At 63.8% G+C, this 15,488-nt stretch carries 12 protein-coding genes and 1 tRNA gene; 3 read left to right on the forward strand and 10 right to left on the reverse strand.

The genetic code is table 11. The features are described from left to right. Positions 1–29: 29 nt before the first annotated feature. The gene (pepN, locus tag ACRECS_RS26330) at positions 30–2,627 is read left to right on the forward strand and encodes an aminopeptidase N (RefSeq protein WP_431585939.1); all 2,598 of its coding nucleotides are present in this window, start codon (positions 30–32) and stop codon (positions 2,625–2,627) included. A gap of 17 nt (positions 2,628–2,644) precedes the next feature. Here the strand turns inward: pepN and ACRECS_RS26335 are convergent, their stop codons facing one another. The 10 genes from ACRECS_RS26335 to ACRECS_RS26380 form a co-directional block, all read right to left on the reverse strand. Beyond that, positions 2,645–3,316: a DUF72 domain-containing protein gene (locus tag ACRECS_RS26335; RefSeq protein ID WP_431585940.1), complete on the reverse strand. Its 672-nt coding sequence runs from the start codon at positions 3,314–3,316 to the stop codon at positions 2,645–2,647. Positions 3,317–3,359: 43 nt separating this feature from the next. Then, the gene (locus ACRECS_RS26340) at positions 3,360–3,731 is read right to left on the reverse strand and encodes a tRNA-binding protein (RefSeq protein WP_431585941.1); all 372 of its coding nucleotides are present in this window, start codon (positions 3,729–3,731) and stop codon (positions 3,360–3,362) included. After that, positions 3,731–4,408 carry a glutathione S-transferase family protein gene (locus ACRECS_RS26345; protein WP_431585942.1) on the reverse strand — a complete coding sequence of 226 codons (678 nt, stop codon included), beginning with the start codon at positions 4,406–4,408 and terminating at the stop codon, positions 3,731–3,733. Before ACRECS_RS26345 ends, ACRECS_RS26340 begins: the two co-directional genes overlap by 1 nt. A 45-nt stretch (positions 4,409–4,453) precedes the next feature. Continuing rightward, entirely contained in the window at positions 4,454–4,897 is a 444-nt protein-coding gene (locus ACRECS_RS26350) for a hypothetical protein (protein WP_431585943.1), read from the reverse strand. A gap of 67 nt (positions 4,898–4,964) precedes the next feature. Beyond that, positions 4,965–9,521, reverse strand: a complete 4,557-nt coding sequence (gene gltB, locus ACRECS_RS26355; RefSeq protein ID WP_431585944.1) for a glutamate synthase large subunit — start codon at positions 9,519–9,521, stop codon at positions 4,965–4,967. A 2-nt stretch (positions 9,522–9,523) separates the two neighbouring features. Beyond that, positions 9,524–10,087 carry a hypothetical protein gene (locus tag ACRECS_RS26360; protein ID WP_431585945.1) on the reverse strand — a complete coding sequence of 188 codons (564 nt, stop codon included), beginning with the start codon at positions 10,085–10,087 and terminating at the stop codon, positions 9,524–9,526. Between the two features lie 109 nt (positions 10,088–10,196). Next, positions 10,197–10,892 carry a DUF2059 domain-containing protein gene (locus tag ACRECS_RS26365; RefSeq protein ID WP_431585946.1) on the reverse strand — a complete coding sequence of 232 codons (696 nt, stop codon included), beginning with the start codon at positions 10,890–10,892 and terminating at the stop codon, positions 10,197–10,199. Beyond that, positions 10,889–12,328 (reverse strand): NAD(P)-dependent oxidoreductase, encoded by a 1,440-nt coding sequence (locus ACRECS_RS26370; RefSeq protein ID WP_431585947.1) that lies wholly within the window; start codon positions 12,326–12,328, stop codon positions 10,889–10,891. Before ACRECS_RS26370 ends, ACRECS_RS26365 begins: the two co-directional genes overlap by 4 nt. A 160-nt stretch (positions 12,329–12,488) precedes the next feature. After that, a complete protein-coding gene (locus ACRECS_RS26375; RefSeq protein WP_431585948.1) occupies positions 12,489–13,298 on the reverse strand; it encodes an undecaprenyl-diphosphate phosphatase in 810 nt (269 codons plus the stop codon). A 65-nt stretch (positions 13,299–13,363) separates the two neighbouring features. After that, entirely contained in the window at positions 13,364–14,302 is a 939-nt protein-coding gene (locus ACRECS_RS26380; protein ID WP_431585949.1) for a complex I NDUFA9 subunit family protein, read from the reverse strand. Positions 14,303–14,414: 112 nt separating this feature from the next. Between ACRECS_RS26380 and ACRECS_RS26385 the strand changes: the two genes are divergently transcribed. Continuing rightward, positions 14,415–14,501: transfer RNA gene (locus tag ACRECS_RS26385), tRNA-Leu, on the forward strand. Between the two features lie 163 nt (positions 14,502–14,664). After that, on the forward strand, positions 14,665–15,488 hold an 824-nt coding region (locus ACRECS_RS26390), incomplete at its 3' end, for a tyrosine-type recombinase/integrase (RefSeq protein ID WP_431585950.1).

The raw sequence follows: 15,488 nt of genomic DNA on the forward strand, positions 1-15,488 counted from the left end.
CCCTTGCTACGTCCTGTAGATCGGCACGGATGCTAGACGTTCAGACCGCCACCGCCCATCCCGCCGTCACCCGCCGTGAGGATTATCGCCCGCCCGATTGGCAGGTGCCCGAGATCGCGCTCGACCTTGATCTCGATCCGGGCTCGACCCGGGTCCGGGCGACGCTCAACGTGGTGCGGACCAGCGCACACGACCGGCCGCTGGTGCTCGACGGCGCCGGGCAGACGCCGCTGTCGGTCAAGGTCGACGGCATCGCGATCAACGACTGGCGGATTGAGGACGATGCGCTGGTGATCCCGCTATTGGGATCCGATCACGTGATCGAAACCGAGGTCGAGATCGCGCCCGATCGCAACACGCAGCTGATGGGGCTCTATGCCTCGGGCGGCAATCTGTGCACCCAGTGCGAGGCGGAAGGGTTCCGCCGTATCACCTTCTTCCCCGACCGGCCCGATGTGCTGACTCGCTACAAGGTGCGGATGGCGGCGGACAAGACGCGCTTCCCGGTGCTGCTCGCCAATGGCGACCCGGTCGGCGCGGGCGATCTCGGCGACGGGCGGCACTGGGCCGAGTGGCACGATCCTTATCCCAAGCCCTGCTATCTGTTCGCGATGGTCGCGGGCGACCTGGTCGCCAATCGCGCGACCTTCGTCACGCGCTCGGGCCGCGAAGTGGCGCTTGGCATCTGGGTGCGTCCCGCCGATCTGCCCAAGACCGCGCATGCGATCGAGGCGTTGAAGACCTCGATGAAATGGGACGAGGATGTCTATGGCCGCGAATATGACCTCGACGTGTTCAACATTGTCGCGGTCGACGATTTCAATTTCGGCGCGATGGAGAATAAGGGCCTCAACATCTTCAACTCGCGCTACATTCTGGCCGATGCGGAGACTGCGACCGATTATGATTTCGACGCGATCGCAGCCGTCGTCGCGCATGAATATTTCCACAATTGGTCGGGCAACCGCGTCACCTGTCGCGACTGGTTCCAGCTCTCGCTGAAGGAAGGCTTCACGGTCTTTCGCGATCAGAGCTTCTCGGCCGATCAGGGATCGGCGGCGGTCAAGCGGATCGAGGATGTCCGCGGGCTTCGCGCTGCGCAGTTTCCGGAAGATTCGGGTCCGCTGGCGCATCCGATCCGCCCCGACGCCTATCTCGAAATCTCGAATTTCTACACCGCGACGATCTACAACAAGGGCGCCGAGGTCATCCGCATGATGGCGACGATGCTCGGCGCGAAGAAATTCCGCGCCGCGACCGATCTCTATTTCGACCGCTTCGACGGCACGGCGGCGACCTGCGAGGATTTCGTCGCGTGCATGGAGGAGGGCGGGGGCATCGACCTGGCGCAGTTCCGGCTATGGTATTCTCAGGCCGGCACGCCGCGTGTCTCCGCCTCGCTGACCCATGAACCCGGCAGTGGTCGTGCGGTGCTGAAGCTCGCGCAACGCATGCCGCCGACGCCCGGCCAGCCCGACAAGGCACCGATGGTCTTGCCGCTCAAGCTCAAGCTGTTCGGCGCCGAGACCGCGCAACCGATCGGGTCGGAACAGCTCATCCTGCTGTCGGATGCGGAGGAGCAGATCAGCTTCGAGACCGTGACCGAACGCCCGGTCCTGTCGATCAATCGCGGCTTTTCCGCGCCGGTGATCGTCGAGACCGACCGCTCGGCCGCCGATCTCGCTTTTCTCTCGGCACATGACGACGATCCCTTTGCGCGCTACGAAGCGATGCAGCAATTGATGCTCGATACGCTGGTCGGGGGTGCGAAACATGGGCAGGCTGACCATGCCGCGGTGATCGCGGCGGTCGCCAATACGCTGCAGGATCCACAGCTCGATTCGGCTTTTATCGCCGAAGCCGTGCTGCTGCCGTCCGACAGCTTCATCGGCGATCAGATGACGCTGGTAGATCCCGAGGCGATCTTTCGCGCACGCGAGGCACTGCGCCGCGATCTCGGGCGAGCGCTCGAGGCGCAGTGGCGTGCGGCCTATGACGGCACGCGCGCTGCGAAGTTCGAATATTCGCCTTCGGCCAAGGGGCAGCGCCGCCTGAAGACCGTCGCGCTTGGCTATATCGCCGCCAGTGGCGCAGCCGATGCGGCGAGCCTTGCCTTCGGCCAGTTCGAGGCGGCGGACAATATGACTGACCGGCAGGGCGCGCTCACCACATTGGTCAGCGGCAATGCACCCGAACGCATCGCCGCGCTCGACATCTTCTACAATCGCTACAGCGACAATGCGCTGGTGCTCGACAAATGGTTCTCAACTCAGGCGCTGTCGGCACGCGACGACACGCCGGCGATGGTCGCCGAGCTGGTGCGTCACCGCGACTTCACGCTCGCCAACCCCAACCGCGCCCGTGCCCTGGTCGGGGCGTTTAGCGTCAACCAGCGCGCGTTCAACCAGGCGTCGGGCGAAGGCTATCGCTTCGTCGCCGACCAGCTGATCGCACTCGACAAGCTCAACCCGCAGACCGCGGCCAAGCTGATCCCGCCGCTCGGCCGTTGGCGCCGCTTCGACGAGGGGCGCGCGACGATGATGCGGGCGGAACTGGAGCGGATCGTCGCGACGCCTGGGCTGTCGAAGGACATGTTCGAACAGGCTTCGCGGAGTATGGCAGGGTAGGACAGGCTGCTCCTTCTTCAACGATCGATCAGATTCCGCATTTCGATCGCGTTGGCCGTTGCTGCGCCGCTCGCGGTATTGTCGTAGATTGTCCAGCTTTCCACGCTGGCGTCTCGTGCCGCTTCGGCATGGCGGGCGACCGCGGCATCGTCATAAGGTGACCAATAGATGCGTGGTGAGCCATGCAGACGGGTGTAGCGAAGGTCGGACCGGCCGCCGGGTATTTCGGCTTGTTCGGTTCTGGCCGGATCCGCGGCAACGCGTGCGATCCCGCGGGCGATGAACAGGTCGTCGGCAGTCGCCTCAAACCAACTCCTATGCCTGGGCTCGCACACCACCGCGCCACCCAATATCGAATTGATGGAGGAGAAGAACGCGTCGGCGATCGCCGCGTCGAAGATCAGGCTTGGCGGCAATTGCACGAGCACCGGGCCGCGCTTTCCAGCCAGGCCGGCGACCTCGCTGGCAAATTGTTCGCTCAGATCGTCGCTGTCCGCCAATCGCCGCTCATGCGTGATCGTTCTAGGCAGCTTGATTGCAAAGCGGAAATGGGCCGGCACGCTCGCCGCCCAGCGTTCATAGGTAGTGCGGCGGTGCGGTCGGTAGAAGCTTGAGTTGATTTCCACCGCATTCAATTGTGCCGCATAGCGTTCGAGATGGCTGCCGTTGCCGGGGAATTTTTCGGCCATGGCTTTGGGGATCGACCAGCCGGCCGTCCCAATGCGGATGAAATCAGAAGAGCCGCCCGCCATTCGGCACCGCGACGCTCGGGCTGAACAATACCACTTTCCCGTCAGCATCGGGGAAGCCCAATGTCAGCACCTCGGACATCATCGGGCCGATCTGGCGCGACGGGAAATTGACCACCGCCGCGACCTGGCGTCCGGGCAGTTCCTCCAGCGTATAGTGCTCGGTGATTCGCGCCGAGGACCGCTTGATCCCGATTGTCGGACCGAAATCGATCGCCAGCCTGTAGGCCGGCTTACGGGCTTCGGGAAAAGGCAGCGCCTCGACGATCGTCCCGATGCGGATATCGACCGCCAGGAAATCGTCGAAGCCGATCGTGGGCGTGGCGGCCGCCGCCGGGTCATGCGTCGCGTGCATCAGAGATCGAAGTCCACATCGTCATAATGTTTCGGCGGGGTGATTCCCTCCATCCGCTCCGACAGCAAGGGACGGAAGCTCGGCCGGCTCTTCAGCCCGCGATACCAGCGCGCGGTCTGTTCATGGTTCTTCCAGTCGATTCCGCCGAGATAATCGGTCACCGAAATCTGGGCCGCTGCCGCCAGGTCGGCGAGGCTCATCGTCGATCCCGCCATCCAATTGTGATGGTCGAGCAGATAATCGGTATAATCGAGATGCCGCACTGCTGCCTTCATCGCCTCGCGCAGCACCTTGGAATCGGGCGATTCCTTGGTCACCAGCCGCTTTTCCATCCGTTCGCGGAGCAGGGGGGCAGTGATGTCGGCGAAGAATTGCGTGTCGAACCACGCGACCAGCCGGCGAATCTCGGCGCGATTGACCGCCGTGCCATTGATCATCGCTGACTTCTCGACCGTCTCTTCGAGATATTCGCAGATCGCCATCGAATCCATCAGCAGGATCTTTCGTGCAGGGTCGATCATCACCGGGACCTGGCCGGCCGGGTTCATGTCGAGAAATTCGTCACGCCGCTCCCAAGGCGATTCGCGCACGAGATCGTAACCGACGCTCTTCTCGCCGAGCAGGAGCCGGACCTTGCGGGAAAAGGGACATAGAGGGAATTGATGGAGTTGCCACATCCCTGCCTACTTAACGCGAGGCGCAGGGACGTCCAGCGGTTGACGTCAGTTGTCGGACGAAGATCGGCTTTTCTCTCCGCTACGGGCTGACTTCAGCACGCGGCGCAGGCGATTGGCAGTGGCGCGCAACTCGCTGCTCATGGTTGCAGCGTCGCCTGCCATCGTCCCCGCGGCGGCAACGGCACTGCGCGTCCGATCGTGGAGATCTCGATCGAATGCGGGGTCGTCGCGCCTGACCAGCGTACCCAGCGTATCGTCCGAGCGAACATCATCCTGCGGATCGGTATAGCGTGCGAGCGGACCGACCCGCGTGTCGAGAAAGGCGTTCGCCAGATCGCCTATGATGCCGGCGATTCCATCCTGAACGGTGGGGTCCGACAAGGTGTGCGCCATCTTGTCTACGGCACGCTCCGGATCAGGCGCGCGATTCTGGGCCAGGGCCGGCGTGGCCATGACAAGCCCAAAGGAAAGCAACAGGGTCAGTCTCATCGCGGACACCATCGACTCGAATACCAACGATATCCATAGCATAGCGGGCGATTGAACGCGACCCCGCTTATTCTGCCGCCACCATCTCCACACTGTCATCAAGCGGGTGGCTCAGCCGGGTCAGCATCTCCTTCGGCACGACTTGCCAGAAACGGTCGACCACCCGGCCCCAATCATCGAGCAGGCTGCCCGACCATTTGGAATCGGTCGCGGCATGATGCGCGCGGACTAGATTGAGCAGCACCGATTCCCAATGCATCGACGACAGCCGCTGCCAGGTGATGCTTTCCGGGTTTGCGCGGCGTGCGAAGCTGCCGTCCTCGTCATAGATAAAGGCCATGCCGCCGGTCATGCCCGCGCCGAAATTGGTACCGACCGCGCCGAGCACGACTGCCACGCCGCCGGTCATATATTCGCAGCCATTGGCGCCGCAGCCCTCGACCACCACGGTCGCGCCCGAATTGCGCACCGCAAAGCGTTCACCCGCCTGGCCCGCGGCAAGCAAGCTGCCCGAGGTCGCGCCGTAGAGGACGGTGTTGCCGATGATCGTGTTCTGCTGGCTGACCAGTGGTGAGCTGACCACGGGTCGGACGACGATCTTGCCGCCGGACAGGCCCTTGCCGACATAGTCATTGGCATCGCCGAACACTTCCAGCGTCACGCCCTTGCACAGGAATGCGCCCAATGACTGGCCGGCCGACCCGCGCAACCGGACATGGACATGCCCGTCGGCGAGCGTCGACATGCCGAACTTGGCGGTGATCTCGCTCGACAGCCGCGTACCGACTGCGCGGTGGGTGTTGCGCACCGAATAGGTCAGCTGCATCTTTTCGCCGCGCGAGAAAACCGCGGCAGCGTCCTTGATCATCTGCGCATCGAGGCTGTCGGGCACCTCGTTGCGGAAGGTGGTCAGCGAGAAGCGGCGCTGATCGTCCGGCGCATCGACCTTGGCGAGGATCGGGTTGAGATCGAGATCGTCGAGATGCTCGGCGCCGCGGCTGGTCTGGCGCAGCAATTCGGTCCGCCCGATCACGTCGTCCAGGCTGCGGAAGCCGAGCCGGGCAAGGATGTCGCGTACTTCCTCGGCGATGAAGGTCATCAGGTTGATGACTTTCTCCGGCGTGCCGGTGAACTTCGCGCGGAGACGCTCGTCCTGCACGCACACACCGACCGGGCAGGTGTTGGAATGGCACTGCCTGACCATGATGCAGCCCATCGCGACGAGGCTGAGAGTGCCGATGCCGAATTCCTCGGCGCCAAGGATCGCGGCGATCACCACGTCGCGTCCGGTCTTCAGCCCGCCATCGGTGCGCAGCTTGATCCGCCCGCGCAGACCATTGAGCGTCAGCGTCTGGTTGACCTCGCTCAGCCCCATTTCCCACGGCGTGCCGGCATATTTGATGCTCGTCTGCGGGCTGGCGCCAGTGCCGCCGACATGGCCGGAGACCAGAATGACATCGGCATGCGCCTTGGCCACGCCCGCTGCCACGGTGCCGATTCCGGCCGAGCTGACCAGTTTCACGCACACCCGTGCGCGCGGATTGATCTGCTTCAGGTCGTAGATGAGCTGCGCCAGATCCTCGATCGAATAGATGTCGTGATGCGGCGGCGGCGAAATGAGCGTCACGCCCGGCGTCGCGTGGCGCAGCTTGGCGATGAACTCGGTCACCTTGAAGCCGGGCAACTGCCCGCCCTCGCCGGGCTTGGCGCCCTGTGCGACCTTGATCTCGATCTCCTCGCATGCGCCGAGATATTCGGCGGTGACGCCGAACCGGCCCGAAGCGATCTGCTTAACGCCCGAGTTGGCGTTATCGCCATTGGCATAAGGCGTGTAGCGCGCCTTGTCCTCGCCGCCCTCGCCGGACACCGCCTTGGCGCCGATCCGGTTCATCGCGATCGCCAGCGTCTCATGTGCCTCCGGCCCGAGCGCGCCGAGGCTCATGCCCGGCGTGACGAAGCGCTTGCGGATCTCGGTGATCGCCTCGACCTGGTCTACGGCCACGCCTTCATCGGGAAAATTGAACTGCAGCAGGTCGCGCAGATAGATTGGTGGCAGCGCCTCCACACCGCGCGAGAATTGTAGATAGGTCGAATAGCTGTCGTTGCCGACCGCCGATTGCAGCAAATGCATCAGCTGCGCCGAATAGGCATGCGCTTCGCCCGTGTGGCGCTGGCGATAGAAGCCGCCGATCGGCAATGTCGCGACCGCCGGATCGAACGCCGCTTCGTGTCGCAGCACTGCGTTGAGGTGAAGCGAGGCATAGCCTTCGCCCGAGATCTTCGCCGGCATGCCAGGGAACAGGTCGTTGACCAGCGCACGGCTGAGGCCCACCGCTTCGAAATTATAGCCGCCGCGATAGCTGGAGATCACGGCGATCCCCATCTTCGACATGATCTTGAGCAGCCCTTCGTCGATCGCCTTGCGGTGTCGCTTGAAGCAATCCTGGAGGCTGAGGTCGCCAAACAGGCCGCGTTCGTGCCGGTCGACGATCGATGCCTCGGTCAGATAAGCGTGCACCGTGGTCGCGCCGACGCCGATCAGCACGGCATAATAATGCGTGTCGAGGCATTCGGCGGTCTGGATGTTGACACTGGCATAGGAGCGCAAGCCCTTGCGCACGAGATGCGTATGCACTGCCGCTGCCGCCAGCACGCCGGCGATGCCGATCCGGTCGGGGCCGATATTCATGTCGGAGAGGAACAGCTCGCTCTTGCCTTCGCGCACTGCCTGTTCCGCCTCGGCGCGAATCCGCGCGATCGCCGTGCGCAGCGTCTCCGGTTTGCCGCCGGTCTCGAAGGTGCAGTCGATCTCGGCCACCGCCGATCCGAAATAAGCCTTGAGCCGGGCCCAGTCGGTGCCGGTCAGTACCGGCGATTCAAGCACCAGCACGCCGTCGCGCCGGTCCTCGGTATCAAGGATATTGGCGAGATTGCCGAAGCGCGTCTTGAGCGACATCACATGACGTTCGCGCAAGGAGTCGATCGGCGGATTGGTCACCTGGCTGAAATTCTGCCGGAAAAACTGGCTGATCAGTCGCGGCTTGTCGGAAATGACCGCAAGCGGTGTATCGTCGCCCATCGATCCGACCGCTTCTTTCGCGCCCTCGACCATTGGCGACAGGATCAGCTCCATATCCTCCAGGGTCTGGCCGGCCGCAACCTGGCGCCGGGTCAGCTCGGCGCGGCTGAAGCGGACCGTCGCCTCGGCCGGCGGGGCGGGCAGGTCGTCGACCGCAGTAAAATTGCCGATCATCGCACTGTAATCAGCCTCGGCCGCCAGCCGGTCCTTGACCTCGCGATCCTTGAGCAGCTCGCCCTTGTCGAGGTCGATCGCGATCATCTGGCCCGGCCCGAGCCGGCCCTTTTCGATAATGGTCGATTCAGGGACCACGACCATGCCGCTTTCCGATCCGACGATCAGCAGTCCGTCGGAGGTGCGAGTATAGCGCAGTGGGCGCAGCGCATTGCGATCCATGCCGGCAACTGCCCAGCGGCCATCGGTCATGGCGAGTGCGGCGGGGCCGTCCCATGGCTCCATCACACTGGCGAGATATTTGTACATATCGAGATGCGCCTTGGGCATCTCGTCCTTGCCCAGCCAGGCTTCGGGCACCAGCATCAGCTTGGCGGTCGGCGCGTCGCGGCCGGAACGGCAGATTGCCTCGAACACCGCGTCGAGCGCCGCGGTATCCGACGCGCCGGCCGGGATGACCGGCTTGATATCCTCCGAATTGTCACCGAACGCGAGGCTCGCCATGCGGATCTCGTGGCTCAGCATCCAGTTCTTGTTGCCGCGGATCGTGTTGATCTCGCCATTATGTGCGAGGCAGCGGAACGGCTGCGCCAGCCACCATTGCGGAAAGGTATTGGTCGAATAACGCTGATGGAAGATCGCGACCCGGCTCTCGAAGCGCTGATCCTGCAAGTCGGGATAGAAGACCGACAGCGATTCCGCGAGGAACAGGCCTTTATAGATGATCGAGCGGCATGACAGCGAACAGATATAGAAGCCCTGGATCTGCGCGGCGATGACGCGCTTCTCGATCCGGCGACGAACGAGATAGAGGTTCTTCTCGAACTCGGCGGCGCTGGCCTCATCGGGCCCATTTTGTTCTTTGCCGCCTTGCGGCAAGGGCGGGCCGGCGATCATGATCTGCTCGATCTCGGGCCGCGTCGCCTGCGCCTTTTGCCCGATCACCGAGACATCGACCGGCACCTGGCGCCAGCCATAGATCGAATAGCCTTCCTCGATGATCACGCTCTCGACGATCGTGCGGCACGCCTCCTGCGCGCCGAGATCGGTGCGCGGCAGGAAGATCATGCCGACCGCGAGCCGGTTCGGCAGCACCTTGTGCCCCGAGGCGACCACGGCATCGTCGAAGAATTTGAGCGGCAGGTCGACATGCAGGCCCGCGCCGTCGCCGGTCATGCCGTCCGCATCGACCGCGCCGCGGTGCCACACTGCCTTCAATGCATCGATCGCCGACTGCACCACGCGCCGCGAGGCGCTGCCATCGGTCGCCGCGACCAGGCCGACGCCGCACGCGTCGCCCTCAAATTCAGGTCGGTACATGCCGTCACGGGCAAGGCGTTCGCGTTCGGATTCGAAAGGCGTGTCGGCCATGGTCACTTGTCGCCCCGCTTCGCATTGATCTTGTGCATGGTTTCCTCGCTCCGCATCACCTTCCCGGCGGTCATTGGCGCATCGTTCAGTAATGCCGCGACCACCCGATTTTCGAATTGCGGGGCATTGAGCATCGTGGCGAACAATGCGCTGGCATGCCGCTTTCCAATCGACGATTTGTAAAAAGCGATCGCGCCGTCGATTTCGTCGCGAGACTGTAATCGGGCAAACATTTCCGCAACCTCTTCAAGATATTCCGGCAGCAGCTCGCGTGTCTTGTCCCGGATCTGGAGCGCGAATGTGCCGTGCAACAGCTGGGCATAGTCCGCCGATGCGCCATGTGGCTGGCCGTCGATTGATGCGTCGACCAGTCGACCAATCATGCGCTCGCGCGCTTCCGGCGAGAAATACTGGATGTACGCGCTGACGTTCATCACGGCCAAAAGTTCGCGCGCTTTGGCCAGCGCGACGGTATTGGGTGGAATCGGCGGCGGCACATCCGTCGCGGCGAACGCGGATGAATGTAAGGCGATCGCGAACAGCGGCCCAAGCAACGCGGGCCTCACTGGGAAATCCTCTTGCTCGCCACGCTGGACTTCAGCCCCGTGCCGCAAGCGCCGCTCCCGAATTCGGTGACGTGCATGCCCATGCGGGCCAGGCGTTCGATCCCAGGGGTCATTTCTTCTTCCCGCGCGCCGGCGGTAAGTGCTTGGTCGCGGCCTCGATCTTGGCCGTCATTGCCGGCATTTCCTTCATCATGCGCGGCGCGAAGGCTTGCATCGCGTGCATCATGTCGGGACCCATCATCAGCAGCATCGAATCGCGGGCATAGGCGGTGCCGGTCGGAGTCGCGAAGAAACGGTCGAGATCGCCCAGTTCGGCAACGGTGAAACGCCGGGCATAGGATTTGGTCAGCGCCTCGCGCACCTCGGGTTCGGCGTCGGTCATGATCCGCGACATTTCGTCGGCCATGACTCGCATCGAGATACGCATCCGTTCCTCGAAATAGGGATCGTCGGCCTTCATCGCTTCGCCCAGGGTCTTGCCCTTGCGCGCGGCGTCCTTTGCCTTCTCGTCATCGGGCATGGTCGCGGCGATGTCGTCCATCTTCATGCCGTACATGCCCGACATCATGTTGCCGACGGTCTGATCCAGCGTCGTGCGCATCAGCCGTTCATAGGTGCCGAGCGGCCAGATACGCTCGATCACCGGCCGCGCGGCGGCGAGGCGTTCGGTATCGATCGGGGCAAGCAGCGGTTGTTCGCTTGAAGGCGGGGCTGGAACCGGCGCGGCACTCGGCGTCGTTTGTGCAGCGAGAGGCGCGGGCGCCATAAGCGCGAACAGCAATGCGGATTTCAGCATGCCGGTCATGCCGCTTTCCGTTCACCTGCCGCCTTGGCCTTCAGCCACTTATGCATCGCCGCCGACACATCGCGCCCGTCGCGGATCGCCCATACCACCAGGCTCGCGCCGCGCACGATGTCGCCGGCCGCGAACACGCCGTCGAGGCTGGTCATCAGCGTCTTGTTGTCGACCAGCACCGTGCCCCAGCGCGTCACGCCGAGCTCGGGCGCGCCGAACAGATGCGGCAGATCCTCGGCGTCGAAGCCAAGCGCCTTGATCACCAGATCGGCGGGCACGTCGAAGCCGCCCTCCGGATCGATTTCGGGCGCGCGCCGGCCACTCGCGTCGGGTGCGCCGAGCCGCATCCGGCTGGCCTTCACGCCAGTAACCCGGTCACCCGACAGGAATGCTTCGGGTGCGGAAAGCCAGACGAATTCGACGCCCTCTTCCTCGGCATTGGCGACTTCGCGCTGCGATCCCGGCATATTGGCGCGGTCGCGGCGATAGAGGCACTTCACCGAGGCAGCGCCCTGGCGCACCGCCGTGCGCACGCAATCCATCGCGGTGTCGCCGCCGCCGATCACCACGACATGCTTGCCCGCCGCGTCGAGCGAGCCGTCATCGAACGCGGGCACGGCATCGCCGAAACCCTTGCGGTTCGACGCGGTGAGGAAATCGAGCGCCTCGATCACGCCCTCGCTGCCGACGCCGGGCGCCTTGATCGCGCGCGGTTGATAGACGCCGGTTGCGATCAGCACGCTGTCATGGCGCTGGCGCAATTCGGTCATGCTCGCATCGCGGCCGACCTCGAAATTATCGTGGAAGACGATGCCGCCCTCTTTCAGCCTGTCGACGCGGCGGATGACGACATGCTTTTCCAGCTTGAAGCCGGGAATGCCATAGGTGAGCAGCCCGCCGGCGCGGTCGTAGCGGTCATAGACATGGACGTCATAGCCATAACCGCGCAGATATTCCGCTGCGCTGAGCCCCGCCGGCCCGGCGCCGATGATGCCGACCGACTGCCCGCGCGGGGCACCGACCGTCAGCGGTTCAACCCAGCCTTCCTCCCAGGCGGTGTCGGTGATGAACTTCTCGACTGATCCGATCGTCACCGCGCCGTGGCCGGAGAATTCGATCACGCAATTGCCTTCGCACAGCCGGTCCTGCGGGCAGATGCGGCCGCAGATCTCCGGCATGGTGGAGGTCGAATTGCTCAGCTCAAAGGCCTCGCGCAGTCGACCTTCGGCGGTCAGGCGCAGCCAGTCGGGGATGTGGTTGTGCAACGGGCAATGCACCGAACAATAGGGTACACCGCATTGTGAGCAGCGCCCGGCCTGATCCTCGGCGGCGGGCGGCGCATAGCGGTCGGCGATCTCGCGGAAATCCTCCGCGCGCAGCTTGGGCGCACGTTTGCCGGGAAAAGCCTGTGGCGTTCCCACGAATTTCAGCATGGTTTCGGTCATCGGCCTCGCTCATTCAACGAGGCGCGTCTTAGCCGCAGAAACGGCTAAAGTCACGGGAAAATCGACTTATAGGTAAGCTATACTTACCTATTAAGCAGCCATGAAGAGAAAGTGACCGTTTTCCGTTACTGTTGGCTGCCAAATTATGGCCGGATCGGATTTAATGTGCCAGTAGCGCGATCAAGGCGATGCTGCCGGCGATGATCCGGTACCAGGCGAACGGCGCAAAACCATGCTTGCCGACGAAGGTGACGAACCAGCGAATCACCGCCAACGCGACCAGGAATGACACCACAAAACCGATCGCGATCGCGGTCAGATGGGCATTGCCCAGCTCGAACCGGCCCTTGTAGAGCGCCAGCGTGGTGGCCCCCAGCATCGTCGGGATGGCAAGGAAGAAGCTGTATTCGGCCGCCGTCTCGCGGTCCACGCCGAGGGTCAGTGCGCCCATGATGGTTGCGCCCGAGCGGCTGACGCCAGGGATCATCGACAGGCATTGCACCACGCCGATGATCAGTGCGGTGCGCCACGGCATGTCCTCGACCGACCGGGTCTTGATGGTCTTGGCGAGCCGTTCGATCAGTAAGATCAACACGCCGCCCACGATCAGCGCGATTGCCACCACCATCGGCCCGATCACCGGCGCCTCCAGCACGGCCTTGATCGATTTATAGGCGATCGCGCCCACGATGGCGGAGGGCAGGAAGCCAAGCAGCACGTTGCGCGTAAAACGGATCGCCGCCGGGTCGCGCGCCAACAGCCCGCGTGCCACCTTCATGAACCGGCCCCAGAACAGGACCAAGACCGCAAGGATCGCGCCCAGCTGAATGACGATGTCGAAGGTCGCGTCGGCTTGAGGTAAGCCGAGCAGTGCCCCCGCCAGGATGAGATGGCCGGTCGAGGACACGGGCAGGAACTCGGTCACCCCCTCGACGATGCCGAGCAGGATGATAATGATCAGATCGTTCACGCGGGATACCCCCTTGGCGCGGCACCCGCCGCACTGTTCCTGTGATTCGGAGAAATATTAGGACTTCAGGCAGCTTCGGCCCGGACGCCGAAGCGCCCCTGCCGGCGATAGCGCACCAGCCAGCCGGGCGCGACCGCGGCCAGCGGAGTCGGTTCGATACCGAACGCGGCCAGGCCGCTACCGCCTGCGGTCACGACATTATCGCGCAGCAGCATGAGCCACTGGTCGCGTGTGATCGGCGCGAGCGGCAGGAATCCGAAGGTCGCGATCGCCGCCCCGGCAAAGTCGGGCAGCTCGATGATCGTCGGATCGCGGCCGATCGCGCCCGCGATCCAGCGGATCAGGCCGCCCATGGTGATCACATCGGGGCCGCCCAGCTCGAAGACCTTGCCCGCGAATCCGGCCGGCTCGGCCAATGCCCGTACCACTGCCTGCGCCGCATCGACGACATAGAGCGGCTGGAATTTCACGCCTGCACGAAGCACCGGCACCACCGGCGCGCTTGCGATCATGCCTGCGAAGCGATTGACGAACTGATCCTCGCGTCCGAACATCAGCGACGGACGCAGGATGGTTGCACCCGGAAAGGCGGCGCGCACTGCGGCTTCGCCTTCGGCCTTGGTCCGGCCATAGGTGGAAGGCGATTCGGCATCCGCCCCCAGCGCCGAGAGATGCACCAGGGTATCGACGCTCGCCGCGGCAGCCGCCTCGGCAATATGGCGCGCGCCGCGCACCTGCACCGCATCGAAATCGCCCGACAATATGCCGACCAGATTGACCACCGCGTCCGACCCCTGGATCGCGCGGGCTACGCTTTCCGGCCTGGTCACGTCGACCGCGGCGAACTGCGTCTGGCCCAATCCTCCCTGCGGTTTCAGGAACAGCGCCTGGCGCGGGTCGCGCTGGGCGATTCGCACCCGCGCGCCGGCCGCGAGCAATTCCTGCGCGACATAGCGCCCCAGGAACCCACCGCCGCCGATCAGCGTCACCAGCTTGCCGTTCATGCTCATAAAATCCTGCCCATAGATGCCGTGGCGTATGCCGATCCCCTTGCCGCATCAGGTGGCGTGTTGACAAGGCCGCCACCGCTCCACTAGAGCCCCCCGCCTACCCCGTGCCCAGATGGCGGAATTGGTAGACGCACCAGCTTCAGGTGCTGGCGATCGCAAGGTCGTGGAGGTTCGAGTCCTCTTCTGGGCACCAGGGCCCCCTTTTCAGGGGGTCCTAAACGATCCCGAAAGCTTGAAAAAATCACGGTTTTCTGCCATAAACTGGCTCGGGAAGACCCGCGACGTGCCACTGCATCCAGAACCGATGTTGGCATCATTGTTGGTATTTCCGGGTGCCAACAATGGGAGATACCAACATGGCTCTCACCGCATTGGAAGTCCGCTCCTTCAAGGGCAAGGAGCGTCCGTACAAGGTCAGCGATTCTGGCGGCCTTTATCTGTTCGTTCAGCCCTCTGGGCAGCGCTACTGGCGGCTGGCCTATCGGTGGGGCGGCAAGCAGCAGACGATGGCTCTAGGCGTATTCCCCGATGTGAGCCTTGCGGACGCTCGGGCCAAGCGCGATTCCGTCAGGAAGATTCTCGCCGACGGGAAGAACCCGGTTTCCACTGCTCGGGAGGAAGAGCTGGCCGCCAAGCTTGCCGAGCAGATCACGTTCCAGGTCGTGGCCGAGGAATGGTACAGCAAATGTGAGCGCGAGGGCCGCGCGGAAATCACGTTGCAGAAGCAGCGCTGGCTGCTCGACTTCGCCTATCCCAAGCTTGGAACACGTCCGATCAACCGCATCTCTGCCCATGAGGTGTACGAGGTTCTGCGCGGTATTGAAGCCAAGGGCCATTACGAAACGGCACGCCGCCTGCGCGGCACTTGCAGTCAGGTGTTCCGCTATGCGGTCGCTACGGCCCGCGCGGAACGTGATGTGTGCGCCGATCTGCGCGGCGCGCTGACCGCGCCAAAGGTGAAGCATCTGGCCGCACTTACGAAGCCGGCAGAAGTGGGCGAGCTGATGTGCGCGATCGATGGGTTCGACGGATATCGCGTAACCCACGTCGCTCTGAGGCTAGCGCCACACCTCTTTGTACGCCCGGGCGAGCTGCGCCAGGCGGAATGGTCGGAGTTCGACTTCGAGGAAGGCGTCTGGGCGATCCCGGCGGAGAAGATGAAGATGCGTCGGCCCCACCA

Origin of the sequence: Sphingomonas sp. (genome assembly GCF_050725575.1) — a bacterium.
Taxonomy (GTDB): Bacteria; Pseudomonadota; Alphaproteobacteria; order Sphingomonadales; family Sphingomonadaceae; genus Sphingomonas.

Bases quoted from the DNA above. Each gene is read 5' to 3' on its own strand.
- pepN (WP_431585939.1), top strand. From the start codon at position 30: ATGCTAGACGTTCAGACCGCCACCGCCCATCCCGCCGTCACCCGCCGT.
- ACRECS_RS26335 (WP_431585940.1), bottom strand. From the start codon at position 3,316: ATGGCCGAAAAATTCCCCGGCAACGGCAGCCATCTCGAACGCTATGCG.
- ACRECS_RS26340 (WP_431585941.1), bottom strand. From the start codon at position 3,731: ATGCACGCGACGCATGACCCGGCGGCGGCCGCCACGCCCACGATCGGC.
- ACRECS_RS26345 (WP_431585942.1), bottom strand. From the start codon at position 4,408: ATGTGGCAACTCCATCAATTCCCTCTATGTCCCTTTTCCCGCAAGGTC.
- ACRECS_RS26350 (WP_431585943.1), bottom strand. From the start codon at position 4,897: ATGAGACTGACCCTGTTGCTTTCCTTTGGGCTTGTCATGGCCACGCCG.
- gltB (WP_431585944.1), bottom strand. From the start codon at position 9,521: ATGGCCGACACGCCTTTCGAATCCGAACGCGAACGCCTTGCCCGTGAC.
- ACRECS_RS26365 (WP_431585946.1), bottom strand. From the start codon at position 10,892: ATGACCGGCATGCTGAAATCCGCATTGCTGTTCGCGCTTATGGCGCCC.
- ACRECS_RS26370 (WP_431585947.1), bottom strand. From the start codon at position 12,328: ATGACCGAAACCATGCTGAAATTCGTGGGAACGCCACAGGCTTTTCCC.
- ACRECS_RS26380 (WP_431585949.1), bottom strand. From the start codon at position 14,302: ATGAACGGCAAGCTGGTGACGCTGATCGGCGGCGGTGGGTTCCTGGGG.